Origin of the sequence: Cypionkella aquatica (genome assembly GCF_030161095.1) — a bacterium.
Lineage (GTDB): Bacteria > Pseudomonadota > Alphaproteobacteria > Rhodobacterales > Rhodobacteraceae > Cypionkella > Cypionkella aquatica.
This window is the reverse complement of sequence record NZ_BSPP01000003.1, coordinates 135,731-158,088: the sequence shown is the minus strand read 5'-3', so window position 1 is coordinate 158,088 and position 22,358 is coordinate 135,731. Positions and strand designations below refer to the sequence as shown.

The 22,358-nt window shown below is 61.5% G+C and carries 24 protein-coding genes and 1 other RNA gene; 18 read left to right on the top strand and 7 right to left on the bottom strand.

Features of this window, described 5'->3' with window-relative positions; genetic code table 11:
* The first annotated feature begins 142 nt into the window (after positions 1–142).
* From QQJ98_RS03520 to rpmG, 7 genes are all read left to right on the top strand, one after another.
* Positions 143–709 carry a dimethylsulfonioproprionate lyase family protein gene (locus tag QQJ98_RS03520; protein WP_284323940.1) on the top strand — a complete coding sequence of 189 codons (567 nt, stop codon included), beginning with the start codon at positions 143–145 and terminating at the stop codon, positions 707–709.
* 217 nt (positions 710–926) lie between these two features.
* On the top strand, positions 927–1,214 hold the full coding sequence (gene gatC / locus QQJ98_RS03515) for an Asp-tRNA(Asn)/Glu-tRNA(Gln) amidotransferase subunit GatC (protein WP_284323939.1): 288 nt from the start codon (positions 927–929) through the stop codon (positions 1,212–1,214).
* Between the two features lie 2 nt (positions 1,215–1,216).
* A complete protein-coding gene (gene gatA / locus QQJ98_RS03510; protein ID WP_431307789.1) occupies positions 1,217–2,707 on the top strand; it encodes an Asp-tRNA(Asn)/Glu-tRNA(Gln) amidotransferase subunit GatA in 1,491 nt (496 codons plus the stop codon).
* A 36-nt stretch (positions 2,708–2,743) separates the two neighbouring features.
* Complete coding sequence (locus tag QQJ98_RS03505; RefSeq protein WP_284323938.1) at positions 2,744–3,517, top strand: hypothetical protein; 774 nt, start codon at positions 2,744–2,746, stop codon at positions 3,515–3,517.
* A 2-nt stretch (positions 3,518–3,519) separates the two neighbouring features.
* The gene (locus QQJ98_RS03500) at positions 3,520–4,197 is read left to right on the top strand and encodes an N-acetylmuramoyl-L-alanine amidase (protein WP_488798472.1); all 678 of its coding nucleotides are present in this window, start codon (positions 3,520–3,522) and stop codon (positions 4,195–4,197) included.
* A gap of 34 nt (positions 4,198–4,231) precedes the next feature.
* An RNA gene (rnpB, locus tag QQJ98_RS03495) (RNase P RNA component class A) lies at positions 4,232–4,669 on the top strand.
* A 307-nt stretch (positions 4,670–4,976) separates the two neighbouring features.
* Positions 4,977–5,144 carry a 50S ribosomal protein L33 gene (gene rpmG, locus QQJ98_RS03490; RefSeq protein ID WP_054005708.1) on the top strand — a complete coding sequence of 56 codons (168 nt, stop codon included), beginning with the start codon at positions 4,977–4,979 and terminating at the stop codon, positions 5,142–5,144.
* A 248-nt stretch (positions 5,145–5,392) separates the two neighbouring features.
* Here rpmG and QQJ98_RS03485 read toward each other — a convergent pair whose 3' ends face one another.
* On the bottom strand, positions 5,393–6,127 hold the full coding sequence (locus QQJ98_RS03485) for a Bax inhibitor-1/YccA family protein (protein WP_284323937.1): 735 nt from the start codon (positions 6,125–6,127) through the stop codon (positions 5,393–5,395).
* 180 nt (positions 6,128–6,307) lie between these two features.
* Positions 6,308–6,538, bottom strand: coding sequence for a YjiS-like domain-containing protein (locus tag QQJ98_RS03480; RefSeq protein WP_284323936.1), 231 nt, complete (start codon positions 6,536–6,538; stop codon positions 6,308–6,310).
* A gap of 134 nt (positions 6,539–6,672) precedes the next feature.
* Between QQJ98_RS03480 and QQJ98_RS03475 the strand changes: the two genes are divergently transcribed.
* A complete protein-coding gene (locus QQJ98_RS03475; protein WP_284323935.1) occupies positions 6,673–7,545 on the top strand; it encodes a LysR family transcriptional regulator in 873 nt (290 codons plus the stop codon).
* A 206-nt stretch (positions 7,546–7,751) separates the two neighbouring features.
* Here the strand turns inward: QQJ98_RS03475 and QQJ98_RS03470 are convergent, their stop codons facing one another.
* The gene (locus QQJ98_RS03470) at positions 7,752–8,732 is read right to left on the bottom strand and encodes an NADPH:quinone oxidoreductase family protein (RefSeq protein ID WP_284323934.1); all 981 of its coding nucleotides are present in this window, start codon (positions 8,730–8,732) and stop codon (positions 7,752–7,754) included.
* Positions 8,733–9,124: 392 nt separating this feature from the next.
* On the opposite strand from QQJ98_RS03470, the gene QQJ98_RS03465 reads away from it, so the two are divergent.
* The 7 genes from QQJ98_RS03465 to QQJ98_RS03435 all read left to right on the top strand — a co-directional run bounded on the left by QQJ98_RS03465 (position 9,125) and on the right by QQJ98_RS03435 (position 15,866).
* Positions 9,125–9,484, top strand: coding sequence for a helix-turn-helix domain-containing protein (locus QQJ98_RS03465; protein WP_284323933.1), 360 nt, complete (start codon positions 9,125–9,127; stop codon positions 9,482–9,484).
* A gap of 174 nt (positions 9,485–9,658) precedes the next feature.
* On the top strand, positions 9,659–10,459 hold the full coding sequence (locus QQJ98_RS03460) for an inositol monophosphatase family protein (RefSeq protein WP_284323932.1): 801 nt from the start codon (positions 9,659–9,661) through the stop codon (positions 10,457–10,459).
* A gap of 196 nt (positions 10,460–10,655) precedes the next feature.
* On the top strand, positions 10,656–11,990 hold the full coding sequence (locus QQJ98_RS03455; protein ID WP_284323931.1) for an 8-oxoguanine deaminase: 1,335 nt from the start codon (positions 10,656–10,658) through the stop codon (positions 11,988–11,990).
* A gap of 388 nt (positions 11,991–12,378) precedes the next feature.
* Positions 12,379–13,554 (top strand): aspartate aminotransferase family protein, encoded by a 1,176-nt coding sequence (locus QQJ98_RS03450; protein WP_284323930.1) that lies wholly within the window; start codon positions 12,379–12,381, stop codon positions 13,552–13,554.
* Positions 13,555–13,701: 147 nt separating this feature from the next.
* Positions 13,702–14,628, top strand: a complete 927-nt coding sequence (gene argF / locus QQJ98_RS03445) for an ornithine carbamoyltransferase (protein WP_284323929.1) — start codon at positions 13,702–13,704, stop codon at positions 14,626–14,628.
* 190 nt (positions 14,629–14,818) lie between these two features.
* Positions 14,819–15,307 carry a DUF1993 domain-containing protein gene (locus QQJ98_RS03440; protein ID WP_284323928.1) on the top strand — a complete coding sequence of 163 codons (489 nt, stop codon included), beginning with the start codon at positions 14,819–14,821 and terminating at the stop codon, positions 15,305–15,307.
* Between the two features lies 1 nt (position 15,308).
* Entirely contained in the window at positions 15,309–15,866 is a 558-nt protein-coding gene (locus QQJ98_RS03435) for an isochorismatase family protein (RefSeq protein WP_284323927.1), read from the top strand.
* A gap of 144 nt (positions 15,867–16,010) precedes the next feature.
* Here QQJ98_RS03435 and QQJ98_RS03430 read toward each other — a convergent pair whose 3' ends face one another.
* The 3 genes from QQJ98_RS03430 to QQJ98_RS03420 form a co-directional block, all read right to left on the bottom strand.
* A complete protein-coding gene (locus QQJ98_RS03430) occupies positions 16,011–17,168 on the bottom strand; it encodes an MFS transporter (protein ID WP_284323926.1) in 1,158 nt (385 codons plus the stop codon).
* Positions 17,169–17,271: 103 nt separating this feature from the next.
* Entirely contained in the window at positions 17,272–18,216 is a 945-nt protein-coding gene (locus tag QQJ98_RS03425) for an aldose epimerase family protein (protein ID WP_284323925.1), read from the bottom strand.
* A gap of 54 nt (positions 18,217–18,270) precedes the next feature.
* The gene (locus QQJ98_RS03420) at positions 18,271–19,260 is read right to left on the bottom strand and encodes a zinc ABC transporter substrate-binding protein (RefSeq protein WP_284323924.1); all 990 of its coding nucleotides are present in this window, start codon (positions 19,258–19,260) and stop codon (positions 18,271–18,273) included.
* Positions 19,261–19,329: 69 nt separating this feature from the next.
* On the opposite strand from QQJ98_RS03420, the gene QQJ98_RS03415 reads away from it, so the two are divergent.
* Genes QQJ98_RS03415 through QQJ98_RS03405 form a run of 3 tightly spaced genes read left to right on the top strand, consistent with a single transcriptional unit; the run spans position 19,330 to position 21,396 of the window.
* A complete protein-coding gene (locus tag QQJ98_RS03415; RefSeq protein ID WP_284323923.1) occupies positions 19,330–19,842 on the top strand; it encodes a Fur family transcriptional regulator in 513 nt (170 codons plus the stop codon).
* Positions 19,839–20,612 (top strand): ATP-binding cassette domain-containing protein, encoded by a 774-nt coding sequence (locus tag QQJ98_RS03410; protein ID WP_284323922.1) that lies wholly within the window; start codon positions 19,839–19,841, stop codon positions 20,610–20,612. Before QQJ98_RS03415 ends, QQJ98_RS03410 begins: the two co-directional genes overlap by 4 nt.
* On the top strand, positions 20,605–21,396 hold the full coding sequence (locus QQJ98_RS03405; protein WP_284323921.1) for a metal ABC transporter permease: 792 nt from the start codon (positions 20,605–20,607) through the stop codon (positions 21,394–21,396). Before QQJ98_RS03410 ends, QQJ98_RS03405 begins: the two co-directional genes overlap by 8 nt.
* 45 nt (positions 21,397–21,441) lie before the next feature.
* On the opposite strand, the gene QQJ98_RS03400 is transcribed toward QQJ98_RS03405, so the two are convergent.
* Positions 21,442–22,260 (bottom strand): hypothetical protein, encoded by an 819-nt coding sequence (locus QQJ98_RS03400; RefSeq protein ID WP_284323920.1) that lies wholly within the window; start codon positions 22,258–22,260, stop codon positions 21,442–21,444.
* Positions 22,261–22,358: the final 98 nt, after the last annotated feature.

Below are 22,358 nucleotides of genomic sequence, written 5' to 3'. Positions count from 1 at the left end.
TCCTTGCTTCCAAAATTACCAAGCAAGGCGTCTACAAATCTAGGGGCTATTCAGGGGAAGGGCTTGATCTGTGGCGTTGGTCGCGCTTTCGCTTGCGTCCTTTGGCTGCCATGTAGAAGCATCGGATTGCAGGGGGATGGACATGGATGAATTGCTTGGCAAGGTCAGACGGGCATTTTCCGCAATACCCGAGGCCGCGATCTTTTTGGAGGATTGGCCCGAGGCCGAGGGCCATCACAAATCAGAGGCTGTGGCACTACCAGTTTGCGACTGGATAGCGGGATTGCAGTCAACGCCTGCCACGGCGGCGGTGTTGGCAGCGTTGCAAAGGGTGGCAGCTGGGCTGTCGTGGCGGCAAACCTATGGCGCGGGCGATTTTGGCGCCGCGTTTCTGCGCGGCTATGGCTGGAGCGAATTCATCGGCTTGCGCGGCCCGGTGCCGAGCGCGCAGATTGCCTGCGGCGTGTTGCTGCTGGCACCCGGTATCACCTATCCCGCACATGCGCATGCGGCTGAGGAGGTCTATCTGCCGATTGCCGGGGCGGCTGCGTGGCAAAAGGGTGAGGCGGCGTTTGCCGACGTGCCGGTGGGGCAGGCGATCCATCATCCAAGCTGGATGCCGCATGCGATGCGGACAGGCGAGCAAGCGCTGGCGGCTTTGTATCTGTGGCGTGGCGGCGATCTCGCGGCGAAATCTGTGATTCTATAGGTGTGATGTCCCGAGCGCGAATAGGATGTCGGGCGCATTGATTGCTGCGAGGGCGATTTCCGCGCGGAAATCGTACACGGAATTCGTGCGAATTCCGGCTGCGACTTGTGAAGGCCCACGCGTCTTGGGCGGCGGGTGTGTGGCGGGTGTCCCACCCTACTTGCGGCACCGTGGCTGGGCGGGTAAACGTCGCGCAATCAATTTGCGGAGAGACCCCATGTCCATCGACATCGACACCGCGCGCAAGGTGGCCAAGCTGGCGCGTATCCGGGTGGAGGAAGCGGCTTTGCCGAAGCTGGCAGAGCAGCTTTCGGGCATCCTTGGGTTTATGGAGCAGCTGAATGAGGTCGATGTGACGGGGATCGAGCCGATGGTTTCGGTCACTCCGATGCGGTTGGCGCGCAGGGCGGATGTGGTGACGGATGGCAACCAGCAGTCGGCGGTCCTCGCCAATGCGCCGGATGCGCGGGAAGGGTTTTTTGCAGTGCCGAAGGTGGTGGAATGAGCATGGGCATGACGGGATCGGCGAACACTTGGACGATTGCCGCCGCGCGGGATGCGTTGCGCAAGGGTGAAATCTCGGCGGTTGATCTGACGATGTCCTGCCTGACCGCTATTGACGCCAGTGACGCGTTGAACGCCTTTGTGCATAAAACGCCCGAGTTGGCGTTGGATCAGGCGCGGGCGGCGGATGCGCGGATCGCAAGCGGTAATGCGCCGGATCTGTGCGGGATTCCCTTGGGGATCAAGGATGTGTTCTGCACCAAGGGCGTGCCAAGCCAAGCGGCGTCGAACATCCTGAAGGGCTTTGTGCCAGAGTACGAATCGACGGTGACCGCGAAGCTGTTCGGTGCGGGGGCGGTTATGCTCGGCAAGTTGAACATGGACGAATTCGCCATGGGCTCGGCCACGGAAAGCAGTTGCTATGGCCCTGCGGTGAACCCGTGGAAGGTCGATGATGTGCTGCGCACGCCGGGTGGGTCTTCGGGTGGCTCGGCGGCGGCGGTGGCGGCAGATTTGTGTCTGGGCGCGACCGGCACGGATACCGGTGGCTCGATCCGCCAGCCTGCGGCGTTTACTGGCACTGTGGGGATCAAGCCGACCTATGGCCGCGTCAGCCGCTGGGGCATTGTGGCCTATGCGTCCAGTCTGGATCAGGCGGGTCCGATGGGCAAATCGGTGCGCGATCTTGCGATCATGCTGGGGGCGATGGCCGGGCATGATGCCAAGGACAGCACCTCTGCCGATCTTGCAGTGCCGGATTTTGAGGCAGCTTTGACCGGCGATATCCGCGGCAAGAAGATCGGGATTCCGGCGGAGTATCGCATTGAAGGTATCCCGGCCGAGATTGATGCTTTGTGGGCGCAGGGCCGCGAGATGCTGCGCGATGCCGGGGCCGAGATTGTCGATATCTCGCTGCCCCATGCCAAATACGCTCTGCCTGCGTATTATGTGATTGCGCCTGCCGAGGCGTCGTCGAACCTCGCGCGCTATGATGGCGTGCGTTACGGGCATCGTGCTGCTTTGGCGGCGGGCGACGGCATCACCGATATGTATGAGAAAACCCGCGCCGAGGGCTTTGGCCCAGAGACGCAGCGGCGGATCATGGTCGGAACTTATGTGCTGTCGGCAGGCTTCTATGATGCCTATTACAACCGCGCGCGTAAGGTGCGCGCCCTGATCAAGCGTGACTTTGAGCAGGCGTTCGCCGCCGGAATTGACGCGATTCTGGCCCCGATCACCCCGACTTCGGCCTTTGGTTTGGGTGAGATGGACAAGGCCTCTCCGGTTGAGGTGTATCTGAACGACGTGTTCACCGTGACCGCGAACCTGGCAGGCTTGCCGGGGGTGGCGGTGCCGATGGGGCTGGACAGCAAGGGCCTGCCGATGGGGCTGCAATTGTTGGGGCGGCCTTGGGATGAGGCAGGATTGCTCAATCACGCTTATGTTCTTGAACGCGCTGCGGGCTTTGTGGCCAAGCCGGATAAATGGTGGTAAGGCGCAAGACGATAACAAACCGCCGAGGCAGAGACGATGCGTAGCGCAGTGATGATTTTGGCAGCTTTTGGGCTGACCGCTTGTGGAACCGCTGTGCCCGATTCGGGCGCGGGCGTGGGCTTTCAGGATTATGATAGCTACAACGCGCCTGCTCCGGTGGCGGCACCTGTGGGCGGATTTACCACCGGCGGCGCGTTGGCTGCCATCGACAAGGCCGACGGCAAGAACACCGATACTGCGCTGACACCGACCAACGTGCCGCTGAGCACGCAGGCGCAAAGCTCGCCCTATGCGCAGCCTTACGGGCAGGTGCAGCAGGGTGCGGTGATCGGTGGGGCAGAGCGTCCACGCGGCAATGCGCCGGCTGGGATCGCGGAAACCACCTCGGAAATGGCGAATGTTCCGGGTTCAGCTGCCAATGCGGGCGTGTCGGACGAGCAGGATTTTCAGGCGGTCAGCGCGCGCGAAACCATCGAAAGCGACAAGGCCCGGATTGAGCGCAACCGCGCGCAATATCAGGTGGACCAGCCGACGGCATTGCCGCAGCGCGCGGGCAGTGACGGCCCGAATATCGTGCAATATGCGATTTCGGCGAACCATCCCAAGGGCACGCAGATGTACAAACGCAGTGGCTTGCGGCTGAACAGCTATAACGCGGCTTGTGGCAAATTCGCCTCGCCAGACCTCGCGCAGGAGGCGTTCTTGTCGGCAGGCGGGCCGGATCGCGACCGCAAGGGCCTCGATCCAGATGGCGACGGCTATGCCTGCGCTTGGGATCCGACGCCGTTCCGGGCTGCCGTTCAGAATTGAGCTTGAACACCGCCTCGCCGCCTTGGCCCTCGCCCAATTTCGGCGCGCGGCGGGGCGGCGTTTTGCCGAGCATCATCGTGATTCATTACACCGCGATGGCGTCCTGCGCCGAGGCGCGCGCGCGGCTGTGCGATCCGGCGTTTGAGGTCTCATCTCATTGGCTGATTTCTGAAGCGGGCAAGTCCGAGGCTTTGGTGGATGAGGCCGCGCGAGCTTGGCACGCAGGTGCGGGCGCTTGGGCAGGGCTTTCCGATATCAACAGCCATTCCATCGGCATAGAGCTTGCCAACAACGGCCGCCAACCCTTTGCCGAACCGCAGATGGCGACGCTGGAAACCCTGCTGGCCGGGATCATGGCGCGCTGGACTATCCCTGCGCATCGGGTAATCGCCCATTCCGATATGGCCCCCAGCCGCAAAGGCGACCCCGGCGCACGGTTTGATTGGCAACGCTTGGCACTACAGGGGCTGTCAATCTGGCCACAGGCTGCCACGGCTGACCCCCAGGCCTTTCTGCCCGCCTTGCGCCGCTTTGGCTACCCCGCGGCGCCAGCGGCCGATCTGTTGACCGCCTTCCGGCTGCGGTTCCGGCCATGGACGACAGGACCGCTGGATGCCACCGATGCGGGCCTCGCCTGCGATCTGGCCATGCGCTTTGCACCGCCCGCCGAAATCGCTTGAACTGCTGCGCGGTTGCGCCTATTGCCGCCCTCGCGCGGATGGCTGGATGACCGCGGGGTGCAATCCCCGAGGAAAGTCCGGACTCCATGAAGGAAGGGTGCCGGGTAACGCCCGGCGGGGGTAACCCCAGGGAAAGCGCCACAGAGAAAAGACTGCCGTGGTGTTCGGCGCAAGCGGAACGCATCCACGGTGATGGTGAAACGGTGGGGTAAGAGCCCACCACGGGTCTGGTAACAGAAACGGTATGGCAAGCCCCACCCGGAGCAATGCCGAATAGGGGCCTCGCGTGGTAAGGTCCGCGACTGACAAGGGCGCAAGCCCGCGACGATAGCGGAGACCACCACAGGGAACTTTCAGCCCAGAGGTCCGGGTTGGCAGCTTGACTGCCCGTGGTAACACGGGTGGCAGAGGAATGGTCATCCAGAGGGCGCAAGCCCTTGGACAAAATCCGGCTTACAGGCCATCCGCGCGCACCCTCAGGCACGTCAACTTCGCGACCGACCCGCCCGGGCACCGACTGCTGCATTTGCTCTTTTAGAAATACTCAAATTCTATCGCCTGTGGCGCAAGCTGCGGCAGACAGTCGACAGCTACAGCCACCCCCAAGCACCCACGGCGCGTAAGCGCTTAAAGGCCTTGCGCGGCACGCGCGCAATTAGATCAGTCCTAGATCGCGGAACTTGGCGTTTGGCTGTTGACTCTGCCGCCCCCATCCGTAAAAGGCAGGCTTCAAGGATTTCGCGGGGCAATGGTGTTGCCCCGATGCAGGAGAGACGACTATGGCCAAACCGGCGACGATCAAGATCCGTCTGAACTCGACGGCTGGCACCGGGCACTTTTATGTGACCAAGAAAAATGCCCGGACCATGACCGAGAAAATGACGGTCAACAAGTATGACCCCGTAAAGCGTCAGCATGTTGAATACAAAGAAGGCAAGATCAAGTAAGATCTTAGCGTTGTTTGTGCGGAATTGCCGCGCCCTTGGGCGCGGTTTTTCGTTATGAATTGGGCCGATTGTTCTGGCAGTTCCTTGCGGCAAAAGGGGGCTGCCGCCCCCCGGCGCGAAGAGCGCCTCCCCCTGCGAGTATTTTCAAAAGAGCAACGCAAAATTTGAGATAAATTTTAGCGGTTGGCTGCAAAGCAAAAGGGCCGGGGATGAACCCGGCCCTTTGTTTATTCAAGCGTTCTGGCTGCTTAGCGGCGGTCGCCGAGGAACTGCAGCAAGAACATGAACATGTTGATGAAGTCGAGATACAGGTTCAACGCGCCCATGATCGCCGATTTGCCCAGCCACTCGCTGTCGCCCATCTGCGCATGCTGCAGGTAGGTGTTCTTGATCGACTGGGTGTCATAGGCGGTCAGGCCTGCGAAGATCAACACGCCGATGGCCGAGATCGCAAACGCCAGCGCCGACGAAGCAAGGAAGATGTTCACAATCGACGCCACGATCAGACCGATAAGGCCCATCAGCAGGAACGAGCCCGTCGCCGACAGATCTTTTTTGGTTGTGTAGCCATACAGCGACAGGCCCGCGAACGCGATCGAGGTGATCAGGAAGGTCTGTGCCACCGAAGTGCCGGTGTAGGCCGCGAAGATGAACGAGATCGACACGCCCATGACGGCGGCGAAGACGTAGAAGAACAGTTGCGCAGCGGCATAAGACAAGCGCGGCACCATCGCGCTGAACGCGAACACCATCACCAGCGGTGCGAACATCACCACCCATTTCAAGGGCGTGCCGAAAATCGCGTTGATCATGCTTTCACTGGTGCCAACCGCCCAAGCGGCAGCAAATGTGATCAGCATGGCCACGGACATCAGCCCGTAGACTTTGTTCATATGGGCACGAAGCCCTGCGTCGATGTCGGCGCTCCGCGCACCAACGCCGGCGGTCTGGCCCGAGGGGCGGATCGTCTGATAGTCAGCCATGGAAGCCTCCGAATTATGGACTGAAGGCGGTGCGCGGATGTCCGCGCTGCCTAATGCTGTCAATATCGGGACTGTTGGCCGTGATTTCAAGGATTTCCGCTATCGGAATTCCTTGATCTGTAAATATCTGGGGAACCAAGCCGAAACGCCCGGTTGGGCGTCTCATTCAATGCGCTTGGCTCAGCGCAACCAGGTGCGCGGCACATCCCACGAGGGCCGTGCGGCTTCAGCTTCGGCCTGAGCCGCAGTCACGCCGATATCAGCCAGCAGGGTGGCATCAAGACGCGCCAGCTGCACGCGTTGGCGGCGGGCGGTCGCAGCCAGGCGCAGACGCTTGGCGAAATCAGCAACAGTGCCGCGCGACTGCACTTTGGCAACAGCCATCGTGGAGGTGTGGAGCGAGGCGAACATGGTCGTATCCTTTCAGGGTTCATCGGCATCGGTGATGTGAGTCGTTTGTTTCATCACAGCACTTGATCCTTATGCCCGAATCGGCGACATTATGAAAATGAATGGTTTTGACTTCTCGCATCAGGATCTGTGATATGTCTAGAAATCTCGATATGACCTCGCTGCGCTCTTTTGTGGCGATTGCCGATGCCGGCGGTGTCACCCGCGCGGCTGGGTTCCTGAACCTGACGCAATCGGCGGTGTCGATGCAAATCAAGCGGCTGGAAGACATGCTGGGCACCCAGCTGCTGGACCGCTCGGCCCGGCAGGTCGGGCTGACCGCCTCGGGCGAGCAATTGTTGGGCTATGCCCGCCGCATGCTGGCGCTGAACGATGAGGTGTTCGGGCGGCTGACCCAAGCGCAGCATGAAGGCGAAATCGTGCTGGGGGTGCCGCATGATATTGTCTATCCGGCAATCCCGCAGGTGCTGCGGCGCTTTGCCAAGGATTACCCCAAGATGAAGGTCTCACTGACCTCGTCCTTCACCCGCGTTCTGAAAGCGCAATTTGCGCGCGGCGAATGTGATGTGATTCTGACCACAGAGGCCAAGGTCGATCCGGGCGGGCAAACCTTGGCAGAGTTGCCCTTGGTCTGGGTCGGTGCGCCCGATGGTGCGGCTTGGAAGGGGCGGCCGTTGCGACTGGCCTTCGCGCATAACTGCATCTTCCGCCAAGGCGTACAGGCGGCGCTGGATGCCAAGGGGCTGGCTTGGGAAATGGCCGTCGAAAGCGATGACACCCGCGGGGTCGAGGCCAGCGTCTCAGCCGATCTGGCCATCCATGCTGTGCTGGCGGGATCAGAGCCACCTTTCGTTGAACGCATCGCGCATGGCGGCACTTTGCCCGAACTGGCAGTGATCAAGGTGAATATGTATGTCGCAGACCCGGTCCATTCCGAAGCCGTCTCGGCCTTGGCGGCGATGATCCGGCAAGTTTATCTCTCTCGCGCGATCCGCTCGGTGGCGTGACGACAGAGCCTTCTGGGGGGAGTATTTAGGAAAGCGTAAAGCCTTCAAAGTTGCTCTTTCCTAAATACTCAAAATGCGCGCTTTATCGCGAGCGCCTCGCTGTAGAAGAAGCAGCGCCTGTATCGAGGCACGCGCGGCAGCGCTGAAGAAACCATGCGGCGCAGCCGCGCAATTGGATCACGCAGCTTTTGTGGGGGCGCGCGGCCCTAAAGGGTGATGACGACTTTGCCCGTGGCTTGCCGGGTTTTCAGCAGCTCCAGTCCTTTCGGGTAATCGGCAAAGGGCAGGGTGTGACTGATGTGGGGGCGCAACCCGCCCTCTGCGAACCATTGGAGCAGCGTGCGCAGGCTGTCGGTCAGCACCTGCGGGGCGAAGGTCAGATAGCCGCCCCAATACAGACCGATGACGGACAGGTTTTTCACCAACAGGTGATTGGCCGCGATATCGGGCAAGGCGCCGCTGGCAAACCCAATCGTCAGCAGGCGGCCTTCGGGGCGACAGGCCGACACCGCTGCAGTAAAGGCAGCGCCGCCGACCGGGTCATAGACCACATCGACGCCGCCCCAAGGTTGCGAGGCGGCTTTCAGGGCGGCTTTCAGATCGGTTGTGTCGCTGTCGATCAGGATATCGGCCCCGGCGGCGCGGGCGATCTTAAGCTTGGCCGCGCCGCGGGCGCAAGCGATCACCCGCGCGCCCATGCGTTTGCCGATCTCCACCGCAGTCAGACCAACGCCACCTGCTGCACCAAACACCAGCAGTGTTTCGCCCGCCTGCAACCGGGCGCGGTGGGCGAGGGCGAGATGCGAGGTGCCATAAGCAATCTGAAACGCGGCAGCTTGCTGCAGGCTCATCGTGGCGGGCAATCCGATCAGCTGACTGGCCGGGGCAAGCAGATACTCTGCCAAAGCACCGTGGCTGGCAAAGCCTGCAACGCGGGTGCCGGGCTGCAAATGCGGCATCGCGGCAGTATCAGCGCCGATGGCGTCGATGGTGCCTGCAAACTCCATCCCCGGCACAAATGGCACGGCGGGGCGTTCCTGATAGCGGCCTTGCCCCATCAGCAGATCCGCGAAGTTGAGTCCCACCGCCGCCACTTTCACCCGCACTTGTCCGGTTTCGGGGCTGGGTTGCGGCAGTGTGGCGATTTCTGCGGGCTGGTTCAGTTGTTTGATCTGCCAAGCTTGCATTTTCAGTCTCCGGTTGCCGAAACGTGGTGCCAGAGAAGACCTGAAAGGCCAAGAAATTTTCCTGTGTGGGGTGATTTTGCCAAGTATTATGAGGATAGGCCCCGGCAGGGGATTCAATTTTCGCAAACTGCGAGGATTTCTGAAAAATTATTGCATTTTGCAATGCAAAACAAGAAACAACCCATGCGGTAGTTTCGCGGTTTTCGGGACCGCAGGGGGATATGCCCTGCATCCGGCGGCTGTTTCTTGTTCAGCTGTATAATTGGACATATCCAAAAAGACAGGTTTTTTGGCCGCTCTGCAGGAATCTGCGGGAAAACTGCAGGGGCAAAGTTTTGGCATGAAAATTGCTTATAGGTAGGTGTTAGGTAGCATTGAAAGTGGAGACTGTTATGAAGCACCCCGTTGACGCCCATGTCGGCAAGCGTATCCGCCATCGTCGGTGGATGATCGGCATGACGCAACAACAGCTTGCGGATAAAGTCGGTATCAAGTTCCAGCAAATTCAAAAGTACGAAACCGGGATGAACCGGGTTTCGGCATCGCGGCTGTGGGATATTGCCGATGCGCTTGGGGTGACGATTGCCTTCTTCTTCGAGGGATTGTCCGAAGGTGCGCAAGCGGCGCAGGCCGGGCAGGATATGATGGCGGATAAAGAGGCGTTGGAGCTGGTGCGGTCGTATTATGCGATCCCGGAAGCGCAGCGTCGCAGGTTGTTCGATTTGGCGCGTGTGCTGAGTGAAGCTGCGTAACCAGTGAAGTTGTGTAACGAGTGTGTCTGTAAAGAGTAAAAGCTGTGTAGAGCTTGCGTGAATTGCCCCCAATTGCGCAAGCAACAAAGCTTGACCACCCGCCCCCGAGTGCTTAGCCAAAGGCAGAGCATTTCGGGCGGCGGGCATTTTTTTGCCCCGATGGATGGGGCGAAGATGAGCAAATTTTCAGAAATTGGCGCGCAGGATATCATCAGCACCGCGGCAGAGCTGGCGGATGCGGCGCGCTTGGCGACGTTGCAGCATTTTCGCAGTGATGGACTGACGGCGGATAACAAGGAAAGCCTGCGGTTTGATCCGGTGACGGTGGCGGATCGGCTGTCTGAAGAGCGGATGCGGGCGATCTTGGCGCGGCGCAGGCCGCATGATGGGATTTTGGGCGAGGAATTTGCGCCGGTTGCAGGAACCTCGGGGCTGACTTGGGTGCTGGACCCGATTGATGGCACACGCGGCTATTTGTCGGGGACGCCGACTTGGGGGGTTCTGATCTCGGTCCGGGATGCGCAGGGCGTGATTTATGGGGTGATTGATCAGCCTTATATTCAGGAACGGTTTGAGGGTGGATTGGGGCGGGCCGAAGTCAACGGGCCGATGGGGCGCAGGGTTTTGCGCACGCGGGCGGCGCGGCCGTTGTCGGAAGCAATTTTGTTCTCGACATTCCCCGAGGTTGGCACGGCAGAGGAAGGTGCTGCATTCCGGCGGGTGGCACCAAAGGCGAAACTGGTGCGCTATGGCATGGATTGTTACGCTTACGGGCTGATCGCGGCGGGGCAGATTGATCTGGTGATCGAGGCGGGCTTGCAAGCCTATGACGTGCAAGCGCCGATTGCGGTGATCGAGGCGGCGGGCGGCATCGTCACCGATTGGTCGGGGCGGCCCTGTCTGAATGGCGGGCGGGTGTTGGCTGCGGCCAATGCCGAGATTCACGCCGAGGCTTTGGCTTTGCTGAACAGCTAGGCGATTTTTGAGAAAAATCGTGGGGGCTGTCTGCCCCCCTCCGCCTGCGGCCTCACCCCCGAGAGTATTTCGGCCAATGTGAAATGACTTGGCCTGTGCGCTTGGCTTTGGTAGTTTGAGGCTGCGCGAGTCCTTCACTCCCCCTTCTGTCGTGCTGTGCCTGATCCACCGAAGGGGGTGGTGTGAAGGGGAAATCATGCCTGAAATTCTGATCAAGAACGCCGATGTCGTGGTGACGATGGACGGCGCGCGGCGTGAGATTGCGGGCGGCGATGTGTTGATCCGGGGCGGGGTGATTGCCGCTGTGGGGCAGGGGCTTTCCACCACCGGAGCAGTTGTGGAAGCCGCGGGTTGCGTGGTCACGCCGGGTTTGGTCAACACCCATCATCACTTGTATCAAACCCTGACGCGGGCGGTGCCGGGCGGGCAGGACGCGCTGTTGTTTGGCTGGTTGCAGACGCTTTATCCGATCTGGGCGAAGTTCGGGCCGGAGGAGATGTTTGTCTCGGCACAGGTCGGGCTGGCGGAATTGGCCTTGTCTGGCTGCGCGCTGACCTCGGATCATCTCTATCTGTTTCCGAATGGGGCGCGGTTGGATGATACGATTGCGGCGGCGGGCGAGGTTGGCTTGCGGTTTCACCCCACCCGGGGCGCGATGAGCATTGGGGTTTCGGATGGCGGGTTGCCACCGGACAGTCTGGTGGAGCGCGAGGCGGCGATCCTTGAGGATTGCATCCGCGTGGTCGACCGTTTCCATGATGCACGTGAGGGGTCGATGGTGCGGGTGGGGATTGCGCCGTGTTCGCCGTTCTCGGTCAGCCGTGATCTGATGCGGGATGCGGCGCTTTTGGCGCGCGACAAGGGTGTGATGCTGCACACCCATCTGGCCGAGAATGACGAAGATATCGCCTATTCCCTAGCCAAATTCGGCTGTCGTCCGGGGCAATATGCCGAGGATCTGGGCTGGACGGGCGATGATGTTTGGCACGCGCATTGCGTCAAGCTGGATGCGGGCGAGATTGATTTGTTCGCAAGATCGGGCACGGGGGTGGCGCATTGTCCGTGCTCGAACTGTCGGCTGGGGTCGGGGATCGCCCCGGTCAGGGCGATGCGGGATGCCGGGGTAAAGGTCGGGCTGGGGGTGGATGGTTCGGCCAGCAATGATGCGGGCAATCTGATCCTTGAGGCGCGGCAGAGCCTGCTGTTGCAGCGGGTGTCGCGTGGCGCGGATGCGATGTCGGCGCGGGAGGCGCTGGAGATTGCCACTTTGGGCGGGGCGAAAGTGCTGGGGCGCGACGATTGCGGTGCGCTTGCGGTTGGCAAGCGCGCTGACATTGCGATCTGGGATGTGTCGGGGATCGAGGCGGCAGGATCGTGGGATCCGGTGGCCAGTTTGATCTTGTGCGGGCCGACAAGGGTGCGTGATCTGTTCGTCGAAGGCCGCGCGGTGGTGCTGGATGGCAGGATGGCCACGCTGGATTTGCCCGTGCTGATCGAGCGGCAGAACCGTTTGGCGCGGGCCTTGATTTAGCGCGGCGTTGCGGTGGTTTCCTTGCGTTTGTCCCAGCGGGGACAGACTTGTGCCTATTGAGCATCCAACCACACTAGGCTGCGGCATCTACCAGATAGTGTGTTTCAAAACCAGTTTGCATCAATATGAACCGCGTCTGCGCAAGCGCAGATTTTAGACCGGGCCTTGCTTAATTTTAGACCCGGCCTTGCTTAAATGGATTTACAGGCGGGGGCGCATCCGCTAGTGCTGCGCCATGATCACCCGGACCGCCTTTATTGCCCGTCCCCGACGCCAGCGCTGATAAGCCTGACGTTTGATCCGCTTTGGCCCGCGTTTGGGTCATCCCTCGTTGACTTCCCCCATTGTCCTTGGCTACGCCTAGGCTTCCTCGTGAAAGGCCCTGCCCATGATCTCTGCAGTTTTGCCCACCTATAACCGCGCGCCGATGGCTTTTGTCAAAGGCGAAGGGTCTTGGCTTACGGCAGAGGATGGCAGCCGATATCTGGATCTGGGCGCAGGGATTGCGGTGAATTCCTTGGGCCATGCCAACCCGGCGCTGGTGGCCGCATTGAGCGAACAGGCGGGGCAGCTGTGGCATGTCTCTAACCTTTACCGCATCCCGCAGCAGGAAAAGCTGGCCGAGATGTTGGTGGAAAACACCTTTGCCGATACGGTGTTCTTTACCAATTCGGGCACAGAAGCCTGTGAATTGGCGCTGAAAATGGCCCGCAAATATCACTATGACAACGATCAGGCTGATCGGGTCGAGATTCTGGCGTTTGAAGGTGCGTTCCATGGCCGCTCGACCGGGGCGATTGCGGCGGCGGGCTCGGAAAAGATGGTCAAGGGGTTTGGGCCGCTGATGCCGGGGTTCCGCCAGTTGAAATGGGGCGATCACGATGCCCTGCGGGCGGCGATCACCACCCGCACATGTGCTGTGATCATCGAGCCTGTGCAGGGCGAGGGCGGTATCCGGGTGGTGCCGGATCAATGCCTGAAGGGCCTGCGCGATCTGTGCGATGAAACCGGGACATTGTTGATTTTCGACGAGGTGCAGTGCGGCGTGGGCCGGACGGGCAAGCTGTTCGCGCATGAATGGTCGGGGGTGACCCCCGATATCATGATGGTCGCCAAGGGCATCGGCGGTGGCTTTCCTTTGGGCGCGGTGCTGGCGACGGAAAATGCTGCGCGCGGCATGGTGGCAGGCACGCATGGTTCGACCTATGGCGGCAATCCGCTGGGCTGTGCGGTCGGTGCGAAGGTGATGGAAATTGTCGCCGAGGATCGCTTTCTTGATGCGGTTTCCCGCAAGGCTGCGCAGTTCCGGCAGGGGCTTGAGGGGCTGGTCGCCTCGCATCCGCAAGTGTTTGAAGCGGTGCGCGGGCAGGGGTTGATCCTGGGGTTGAAATGCAAGGCGTCCAACCTCGATATCGTCAAAGCCGCCTATGCCGAGCATTTGCTGACGGTGCCTGCGGCCGATAACGTGCTGCGGTTGCTGCCCGCGTTGAACATCCCCGAAGCTGATATTGTCGAAGCTTTGGCGCGGCTGGATCGCGCTGCGGCCCGGATCGAGGCTGCATAAATGCGGCTGATCCACCCCAGCGCGGAAGCGGCGCTTTGTGCGTCCCGACGAGTATTCGGCTGACCCTTTGGTCATCCTCTGTGTAAAAATATCCTCGGGGGTCCGGGGGCGGACAGGCCCCGGCGCTCGCCAGCAATGAGACGTTAGATGAAACATTTCCTAGATATCCACAAAACCGACGCCAGCGATTTGCGGGCGATGATCGACTCGGCGCATGCGATGAAAACCGCGCGCAACAACCGCCCCAAGGGCACGCCGGATGATGACCAGCCGCTGGCGGGGCGGATGGTGGCGCTGATTTTCGAGAAACCCTCGACCCGCACCCGCGTGTCTTTCGATGTCGGCGTGCGGCAGTTGGGTGGGCAGACGATGGTGCTGTCGGGCAAGGAAATGCAGCTTGGCCATGGGGAGACGATTGCGGATACGGCGCGGGTGCTGAGCCGTTATGTCGATCTGATCATGATCCGCACCTTTGAGGAAGCGACGCTGCTGGAGATGGCCGAACACGCCACGGTGCCGGTGATCAATGGGCTGACCAACCGCACGCATCCCTGCCAGATCATGGCGGATGTGATGACCTATGAAGAGCATCGCGGGCCGATTGCGGGCAAGAAGGTGGTCTGGGCGGGCGACGGCAATAATGTTTGCGGGTCGTTCCTGCATGCGGCGGGGCAGTTTGGCTTTGATTTCACCTTTACCGGGCCAGAGACGTTGGACCCGGAAGGCAAGTTTATCGGCTTTGCCCGCGAAAAGGGCAGCCGGGTGACGATCGAGCGCGATCCGATCAAGGCGATCACCGGCGCGGATCTGGTGGTGACGGACACTTGGGTGTCGATGCATGACCCGGAATCGGCAAAGGAACGCCGCCACAATCAGCTGCGGCCCTATCAGGTCAACGAGGCGCTGATGAGCCGCGCCAAGCCGGATGCTTTGTTCATGCATTGCCTGCCTGCGCACCGCAATGATGAGGCGACTTCGGCGGTGATGGACGGGCCTCATTCGGTGATTTTTGATGAGGCGGAGAACCGGCTTCATGCTCAGAAAGCTGTGATGCGCTGGTGTCTGGGAGTTTAAGGTTTGGCTGTCCACGCGTGGACAGGGCTTGCGCTTTATACGAATCAATGGGTTACAGGGGGGCGTTCAGACTTTGTTAAGCTTTGTCCGCGCAGCCATCCTGTGACCCGGGCCTGATCTGGGGCCTTGCAATCGCGGCGTTTCTGGCCCTTTCTGACGGCCAGAAACCTTGCCCGAAAGGCCGGCCCCTATGCAAAATCCTGTTCCGTTCTTCACCCATTCGCTGACCGCTTTTTCAAAGATCCTTGAGAAGGCCGAAGCCTTTGCCGAAGCCAAAAAGCTGAAGCCCGAGGTGATCCCGAACCTGCGTCTGATCGCAGATATGCTGCCACTGTGGCGGCAGGTGACGATTGCTTGCGACCATGCCAAGGGCGCATCGGCCCGGCTGGCAGGGCTTGAGGTGCCAAGCTTTGCCGATACCGAAACCACGCTGGCCGAGTTGCAGGAGCGTATCGCCAAGACCATCGCTTTCATCGCGACGATCCCGGCGGAGGCGTTTAAAGATGCAGGCGCGCGCACGATCAGCGTGAAAGCGGGGCCGCGTGAATTGTCATTCCCGGCGGCGCAATATTACCACGGCTTTGCGGTGCCGAATTTCTATTTCCACATGTCGACCTGCTACAACATCCTGCGCGCCAATGGTGTTGAGATCGGCAAGACGGATTTTCTGGGGGCGTAACATGGCGACGGCACTGCTGGTGATCGACGTGCAGATGGCTTTTGTCGAACGGCGGGCCAAGGGCTTTGTCTGGGGCAATCCAGATGCCGAAACCAGCATTGCGGCTTTGCTGAAAGCCTTTCGTGACAAAGGGTTGGCGGTGGTGCATGTGCATCACCACGACCCAAATCCCAGCGACAGTTTTCACGCTGATCAGCCCGGTTCAGCGGTGCAGCCCTGTGCGGCACCGCTGGCGGGTGAGCGGGTGTTCATCAAGCAAGGCTCGTCCGGGTTTATCGGCACGGGCTTGGGCGATCATCTGGCGTCGCAAGGCATTACCGATCTGGTCGTGATTGGCGGGGCTGCGAATTATTGCGTGGAAAGCACGACGCGGATGGCGGGCAATCTGGGCTATGCCACCACGGTGGTGGGAGATGCGCTGATCAACTTCCGCCAGATTTTGCGCGATGGCCGGGAAGTGGCAGCTGTGGATGTGCTGGAGATGACCTTGGCCAATCTGGATGGCGAGTTCGCGCGGGTGGCAAGTGTGGATGAGATTTTAGCACAAGTCGCGCTTTGAGCGGCGGGTGATCCAGCGGTGTCGCCAAGGCGACGTTGTTTTTCTACGGCTGCGCCGCAGGGGCGGCTTTGCCGCATGCAGAAGGGGCTCTGCCCCCGGCGCAAAGAGCGCCTCCCCCGGAGTATTTAGGCCAGTGTGAATGGGTCAGAGCGGCTTCAGACCATCGGCGGCTTTGACCCGGGGGGCGAGGGCGGTGACGATCAGCAAGACCACCGCGAGAGCCGCATAGGTGGCGCGAAAGCCGATGTGATCGCCGATAAAGCCGATGCTGGAGGGCGCGATCAGGATGCCCGCATAGCCGACCATGGTGACGGTGGAAATTGCGGCTCCGGCGGCCATGCCGGGGTGGTTGCCTGCGGCGGAAAACAGGATCGGCACCATATTGGCCACGCCCAAACCTGCGAAGGTAAAGCAGGCGATGGCTGTGATGTCATTGGGAGCAAACCCCGCACCCAGAAGGCCTGCGGCAGAGATAAGCCCCGAGATTTGCAGGGTTTTCACCGCGCCGAACCGATTGCGCAGACGATCCCCGGCAAAGCGCATCAGCGCCATGGTGGCGGCGAAACCGGCAAATCCCAGACCCGAACGGAACAGATCGGCGCCGAGTTCGCGGTTGAGATAAATCGCCGCCCAGTCGAGCACAGCCCCTTCTGGCACCATGCAGAACAGCGCCATGAAGCCGAGGATCCACAGGCTGGCGTCGCGGGGAAACAAGGCATGCGGTTCGGGCTTGGTCTCGGTTGGGTGCGGCGCATCGGCGAGCAGTTTCGGGCCTGCCAGCAACACAGTGATCAGGGCCAGTGCCGCCACGGTGAGGGCTTGGGATTCAGCGCCGAATTTGGCGATGACATAGCTGCCAGCGATGCCGCCGACGAAGCCGCCCAAGCTCCAGAATCCGTGGCTGGACGACATGATGGCGCGGCCCAAGCGGCGCTCGACCTCGACGGCATTGGCGTTCATTGCCACGTCCATGCAGCCGATCAGCGCGCCCATCAGCGCCATGGCGAGGGCCAGCAACGGCAGGTTTGGGGCCAAGACCACCAGCGGCAGGGCGGGGGCGGTGGCAAGGCCGAAGGCGCGGGCGATGCTGCGCGAGCCATAGGTTTGGATCAGGCGACCGGCGAACAGCATGGCGGCGACTGCGCCCAAGCCCAGACCAAGGATCAGCAGGCCAAGCATGCTGGTGGTGATGTCATGGCGGGTCAGCAGCAGCGGGATTTGCGGTGCCCATGCGCCCATGACAAAGCCGTTGGTGGCAAACATTGCTGCCACGGCCCAGCGTCCGGTTTGTGCCTGTTGCATGCTTGCCCCCCTGTTAGCGCTGACAGGATTAAAGTTTGCGGCGGGCAAGGGGAAGGGGCTGCGGCTGCACCTTTTGTTTCAACTGTTTCAGGGTGGGGGTGGTTTAGCGGGCGAAGCGCCATTCGGTGATTTGCGTCAGGGTTTCGCCTGCGCGCAGGGTGATCGGCGGGAAGCCGGGTTTGTTCGGGGCATCTGGCCAGCCTTGAGCCTCTATGGCGAGGCCTTTGTAGTGGTCGTGGCGACAGTCGTAAATCTGGATGCCGGGCTCTGTCGTCGCCACGGTCAGTTGGGTGCCGGATTGGCCGGTCAGGATCAGGACATCGCGCAGCGGCTGCTGGCTTTGGCTGAGACAAAAGCAATTATCGAGATCGGGTTGGTGCGGGGTAAGCGGCTTGGGGTTGCGGAAATCGAACATATCGGTGGTGGGGCGGATTTCGCCGGTGGGGATGAATTCATCGGTGGTGGGCAGGTAGTGGTCGGCATGGATCTGCAGCGAGTGGCCGGTGAAGTCGGCTGTGCCGTCGAGGTTCCAGTAGCTGTGGTTGGTGGCGTTTAGCAGGGTGTCGGCGTCGGTCGTGGTGGTGATGGTCAGGCGCAGCGTGGAGGGGGCTTGGGCCTGGAAATGGGCGGTGATGCGGCGGGTGCCGGGGAAGCCACCTTCGTTTGCGGGCAGGGTGAGGGCGAGGCGGCAGTCGGATTCGGTGGCTTGGAGGATTTCCCAGACTTTCAGATGGGTGCCTGCGTCGCCGGAATGTAGGGTGTGCTGGTCGTTGAAATTGACTTGGAAGTGCAGGGTTTCGTCGTGCAGCGGGGCTGCTGCGTTGGTCAGGCGGTTGACGACGGGGGCGATGATCGAGCCGTGGTAGCGCAGATCGCCTTCGTAGTCGGCGAGGTGGTCGGAGCCGAGGGTGAGGTCGTGGGGGATTTGGACAAGGCGGACGGATTGCAGCACCGCGCCCCATGTCAGGATCTGGGCGGTCAGATCGCCTGCGGTGAGGGTGATTTTCTCAACGGTTTCGCCGGATTTGGTTGTGCCGAAATATGCCATATGTCCCCCTTGTTGGCGACGATGAGGGACCATCGCCGCCACAAGGTCAAGGGGTTAGCCGTTCAGGCAGGTGGCGAGATTGGTGGCGATGCTGCGCATCAAAGTGTCATAGGCATCGGGGCCGCAGGGCAGGGAGGAGCCTACGGGATCAAGCGGCTCACCCAGTTTGGTCGCGGTGCCTTGCATCAGTTGGGTCAGCAGGGCGGGGTCGTGTTGCACCTCGGGGAAGGCGCAGGTGTAGGCGCCGGATTTCAGCTCGGCTTGCAAGGCGGTGAGTTTGGCCGCGCCGGGGGTGGTGGCATCGCCAAGCGCCAGTGATCCGTGGTGCGCAAGGCCGTAATGGGCGGCGAAATAGCCGTAGGCGGCGTGGAAGGTCACAAAAGGTTTGTCTTTGATCGCAGCCAGTTGCGTGGTGATCTCGCCATCCATCGCGGTGATGCGGGCTTTGGCGGTGGTGGCGTTGGCTGCGTAGGTGGCGGCATGTTCGGGGTCGAGCGCGGCAAGGTCGGCGGCGATCAGATCAACCCAGATCGCGGCGTTGTCTGGGTTCATCCATGCGTGCGGATCGGTGCCGTCGTGGGCATGGGAGTGCCCTTCTGCGTGACCGTCTTCGTCTGCGTGATCGGCTTCGTCTGCATGATCGGCTTTGTCTGCGAGCCCGGATTCGTCTGCGTGGTCGTGGTTGTGAGCGTCTTCTTCCTCGGCTTGGCCCTCGGGGTAGGGTTGGGTTTTGGTTGCCTTTGCGTCCAGCAGCGGCAGCGAGACGGCCTTGCTGTCAACCAGCGCGCGGTCAAGCCACGGGGTCAGTTCGGGGCCGACCCAGATCACGGTGTCGGCGTCGGCGATGCTTTGCATCTGGCTGGGGCGGAGTTGGAAATCATGCTCGTCAGCGCCCTTTTCCAGCAGCAGCACCGGGGTGCCAAGGTCGCCCATCACTTGCGACACCAGCGCGTGGATGGGGGGGATGTCGGTGACGACCCTTGGCACTTCGGCAAGTGCAAGCGTTGGCAGGGTGGCAAGCGTGAGGGATATGATATAACGCATCGGGAGGGCCTTTTGTTTGGCGACGAGGGGCGTTATGTTTGTTATAGTATAACATGTCAAGGGGCCGATATGGCGCATGATCATCACGCTTGTCCGGGTTGCGACGCGCCGGATCTGGCCTTTGCGGCGCATGACCACGCGCATTGCGCCGCCGATGCTTTGGGCCGGGCCGAGGCTTTGGTCGCCGAAAAAGGCTTGCGGCTGACCCCGGTGCGCAGGCGGGTGCTGGAGATTTTGCTGGAAGAGCATCGCGCCCTCGGGGCTTATGATGTGCTGACAAGGCTGGCCGCCGAGGGCTTTGGCAACCAGCCGCCTGTGGCCTATCGCGCCTTGGATTTTCTGGAAGAACAAGGGCTTGCGCATCGTATTCGCCGTCTGAACGCCTTTACCGCCTGTATGCATCCGGGCGAGGCGCATGCGCCGGCGTTTCTGATTTGCCGGGTCTGCAATGTGGTGGCCGAAGCGCCAGCCGCACCGGTGATGGTGGCATTGCAAGCGGCGGCGGCGACCAGCGGCTTTGTGATTGAACGATCCACCATCGAGGCATTGGGCTTGTGCCCCAGCTGTCAGGTGGCGGCATGAGCTTGCTTTCTGCGCAAGGCGTGACGGTGCAGTTTGGCGGCGAGCCGGTGCTGTCTGATGTGAGCTTGGCGATTGAGCCGGGGGAGATCGTGACGATTCTGGGGCCGAATGGCTCGGGCAAATCGACATTGCTGCGGGCCTTGCTGGGGATTTTGCCGCTGTCGGCTGGGCGGGTGACGCGCGCGCCGGGGTTGCGTTTGGGCTATGTGCCGCAAAAGCTGAGCATTGATCGGTCGATGCCGATGACGGTGCGGCGGTTTTTGTCGCTGCCCGTGCGGGTGGGCGATGCCGATGCCTCGGCGGCGCTGGCGCGGGTGGGACTGCCGGGGGTCGAGGCGCGGCAGATGGTCGGGCTTTCCGGCGGGCAGTTTCAGCGGGTGTTGTTGGCGCGGGCACTGCTGGCGCGGCCGCAGCTGTTGATTTTGGACGAGCCGACGCAAGGGCTGGATCAGCCCGGCGAGGCGGGTTTCTATCGGCTGATCGACGAGGTGCGGCGCGAGACTGGGGCGGCCGTGCTGATGGTTTCTCATGATTTGCATGTGGTGATGGCGGCGTCGGATCGGGTGATCTGTTTGAACGGGCATATCTGCTGCCAAGGCTCGCCCGTGGTGGTGTCAAATGCGCCGGAATATCGGGCGTTGTTTGGGCTGGGATCGCAGGGGGCGTTGGCTTTGTATCAGCACAGCCATGATCATAGCCACGAGCCCGATCTGGTGGACGCATTCGGGCGCGCGCCAAGCGACCCGCATCATGGACATAATCATGCTTGATGATTTCTTGGTAAGGGCGGCTTTGGCCGGGGTGGGGCTGGCGCTGGCGACGGGGCCGCTGGGGTCGTTCGTGGTCTGGCGTCGGATGGCGTATTTTGGCGATGCCACCAGCCACGCGGCAATTCTGGGCGTGGCTTTGGCGTTGGCGTTGCATCTGCCGATTGGCGTGGGCACGCTGCTTGTGGCGCTGGCGATGGCGACGCTGGTTTCGACTTTGGCGGCGCGCGGTTGGGCGATGGATACGACGCTTGGGGTGCTGGCCCATTCGGCTTTGGCGTTTGGATTGGTGGCGATTTCCTATGTGCCGGGGGTGCGGGCGGATTTGTCGACCTATCTGTTCGGCGATATTCTGGCGGTGTCGAAGGCTGATCTGGGGTTCATCTGGGCCGGTGCGTTGCTGGTGGTGGCGCTGCTGGGCTGGCGTTGGCAGGCGCTGCTGACGGCGACGCTGAACGAGGATCTGGCGCATGCCTCGGGGCTGAACCCGGACCGTGAGCGGTTGGTTCTGACGCTGGCTTTGGCGTTGGTGGTGGCGGTGGCGCTGAAGATCGTGGGCGCGTTGTTGATCGCCGCGATGCTGATTATCCCGGCGGCGGCGGCGCGGGGGCTGGCGCGGACGCCGGAAAGCATGGCCGCCTATGCGGCGGGGTTTGGCGTGCTGTCCTGTCTGGTGGGGCTGCGCTGGTCTTTGTGGCAAGACACGCCCGCGGGGCCGTCGATCGTGTCAGCGGCTGCGGTGATCTTCGCCTTGGCGGCGGTGTTTGGCCGGATGCGGCGAGGGTAGGACTGGCTAGGGTTTTTGTCAAAAATCGTCTCGCTCAGGTTCAGGTCAGTCGGGGCGTTTGACGGGCAGATACCATGCGAAATCTGTGCCGAACACCTGCGCGCGGCCCTGCCACATGATGGGGGTGTCGTTCCACAGCAACTGCCCCCGACCGCCCTTCGGCACCATCACGCCGGGGCCGTCGGCGATGAAAAACAGCACCTGATGCGCGGCATCGACGTAAAGCTGCTGCTTTGGGTTCGGCTCCAGCTTTAACCGCGAGGCGCGGTTTTCCACCAAGGCCGCGTCCAGAACCTTGCCGGTTTTGGGCGACAGATACAGTCGCGCTGTGAAATCCAACGCATCATCGCGGCGCACGAAGCCATCCGCCTCGGGCTTGCCTGCGGAAAAGCCGACATCAAACGCCAGCACACCAGACCGCGCGCCCGCGCCTGCATCTTTGCATGAGAAGGTGAACCAGCCGACATCCTCTCCGGTTTGATAGCCTTTGGGCAGAAGGGCTTCGATGGCGGGCAGGTAATCGCCTGCTGGCTTTTTCCAGCGCTGTTTGCCGTCCAGATCAAAGCCCGACAGCCAGGCGGGGGCGTCATTGCCATTCAACTCTTGCCGGCAGAGGCCGATCGCTGTGCCGCCATAGTCTACGCCCGTCATGGTTGACGAAACCGGGCTGAGATCTTGCAGCGTGTAACCTGCGGTGGCGTTGGTGAAATCAGCCTCGGCAAAGCGCAGCATGCGGATCGACTGCGAGACCGGGTCGTTCCAGACATAGACGCCGTTTTCGGCACAGACCGGGGTGGCCAGCGTGAGGGCAAGCAGAATTGCGGGCAGGCGTGACGAAGGCAGCTGAAATGAAGGCAGGCGCATCGGGGGCTCCCTATTGATGCGGTCAGGCTAGCTGGGGGCCACGCATTTGCAAATGACAACGACCGTCATGCCGCTTTTTACCACTCATGTCGTTTTTA

Excerpts from the sequence above, each read along its gene's own strand:
- QQJ98_RS03475 (WP_284323935.1), top strand. The coding sequence starts at position 6,673 with ATGTCTAGAAATCTCGATATGACCTCGCTGCGCTCTTTTGTGGCGATT.
- QQJ98_RS03400 (WP_284323920.1), bottom strand. The coding sequence starts at position 22,260 with ATGCGCCTGCCTTCATTTCAGCTGCCTTCGTCACGCCTGCCCGCAATT.
- QQJ98_RS03405 (WP_284323921.1), top strand. The coding sequence starts at position 20,605 with ATGCTTGATGATTTCTTGGTAAGGGCGGCTTTGGCCGGGGTGGGGCTG.
- QQJ98_RS03425 (WP_284323925.1), bottom strand. The coding sequence starts at position 18,216 with ATGGCATATTTCGGCACAACCAAATCCGGCGAAACCGTTGAGAAAATC.
- QQJ98_RS03450 (WP_284323930.1), top strand. The coding sequence starts at position 12,379 with ATGATCTCTGCAGTTTTGCCCACCTATAACCGCGCGCCGATGGCTTTT.
- QQJ98_RS03505 (WP_284323938.1), top strand. The coding sequence starts at position 2,744 with ATGCGTAGCGCAGTGATGATTTTGGCAGCTTTTGGGCTGACCGCTTGT.
- QQJ98_RS03455 (WP_284323931.1), top strand. The coding sequence starts at position 10,656 with ATGCCTGAAATTCTGATCAAGAACGCCGATGTCGTGGTGACGATGGAC.
- gatA (WP_431307789.1), top strand. The coding sequence starts at position 1,217 with ATGGGCATGACGGGATCGGCGAACACTTGGACGATTGCCGCCGCGCGG.
- QQJ98_RS03485 (WP_284323937.1), bottom strand. The coding sequence starts at position 6,127 with ATGGCTGACTATCAGACGATCCGCCCCTCGGGCCAGACCGCCGGCGTT.
- QQJ98_RS03415 (WP_284323923.1), top strand. The coding sequence starts at position 19,330 with ATGGCGCATGATCATCACGCTTGTCCGGGTTGCGACGCGCCGGATCTG.
- QQJ98_RS03440 (WP_284323928.1), top strand. The coding sequence starts at position 14,819 with ATGCAAAATCCTGTTCCGTTCTTCACCCATTCGCTGACCGCTTTTTCA.
- gatC (WP_284323939.1), top strand. The coding sequence starts at position 927 with ATGTCCATCGACATCGACACCGCGCGCAAGGTGGCCAAGCTGGCGCGT.
- rpmG (WP_054005708.1), top strand. The coding sequence starts at position 4,977 with ATGGCCAAACCGGCGACGATCAAGATCCGTCTGAACTCGACGGCTGGC.
- QQJ98_RS03460 (WP_284323932.1), top strand. The coding sequence starts at position 9,659 with ATGAGCAAATTTTCAGAAATTGGCGCGCAGGATATCATCAGCACCGCG.
- QQJ98_RS03465 (WP_284323933.1), top strand. The coding sequence starts at position 9,125 with ATGAAGCACCCCGTTGACGCCCATGTCGGCAAGCGTATCCGCCATCGT.
- QQJ98_RS03430 (WP_284323926.1), bottom strand. The coding sequence starts at position 17,168 with ATGCAACAGGCACAAACCGGACGCTGGGCCGTGGCAGCAATGTTTGCC.
- QQJ98_RS03520 (WP_284323940.1), top strand. The coding sequence starts at position 143 with ATGGATGAATTGCTTGGCAAGGTCAGACGGGCATTTTCCGCAATACCC.
- QQJ98_RS03435 (WP_284323927.1), top strand. The coding sequence starts at position 15,309 with ATGGCGACGGCACTGCTGGTGATCGACGTGCAGATGGCTTTTGTCGAA.
- argF (WP_284323929.1), top strand. The coding sequence starts at position 13,702 with ATGAAACATTTCCTAGATATCCACAAAACCGACGCCAGCGATTTGCGG.
- QQJ98_RS03470 (WP_284323934.1), bottom strand. The coding sequence starts at position 8,732 with ATGCAAGCTTGGCAGATCAAACAACTGAACCAGCCCGCAGAAATCGCC.
- QQJ98_RS03410 (WP_284323922.1), top strand. The coding sequence starts at position 19,839 with ATGAGCTTGCTTTCTGCGCAAGGCGTGACGGTGCAGTTTGGCGGCGAG.
- QQJ98_RS03420 (WP_284323924.1), bottom strand. The coding sequence starts at position 19,260 with ATGCGTTATATCATATCCCTCACGCTTGCCACCCTGCCAACGCTTGCA.
- QQJ98_RS03480 (WP_284323936.1), bottom strand. The coding sequence starts at position 6,538 with ATGTTCGCCTCGCTCCACACCTCCACGATGGCTGTTGCCAAAGTGCAG.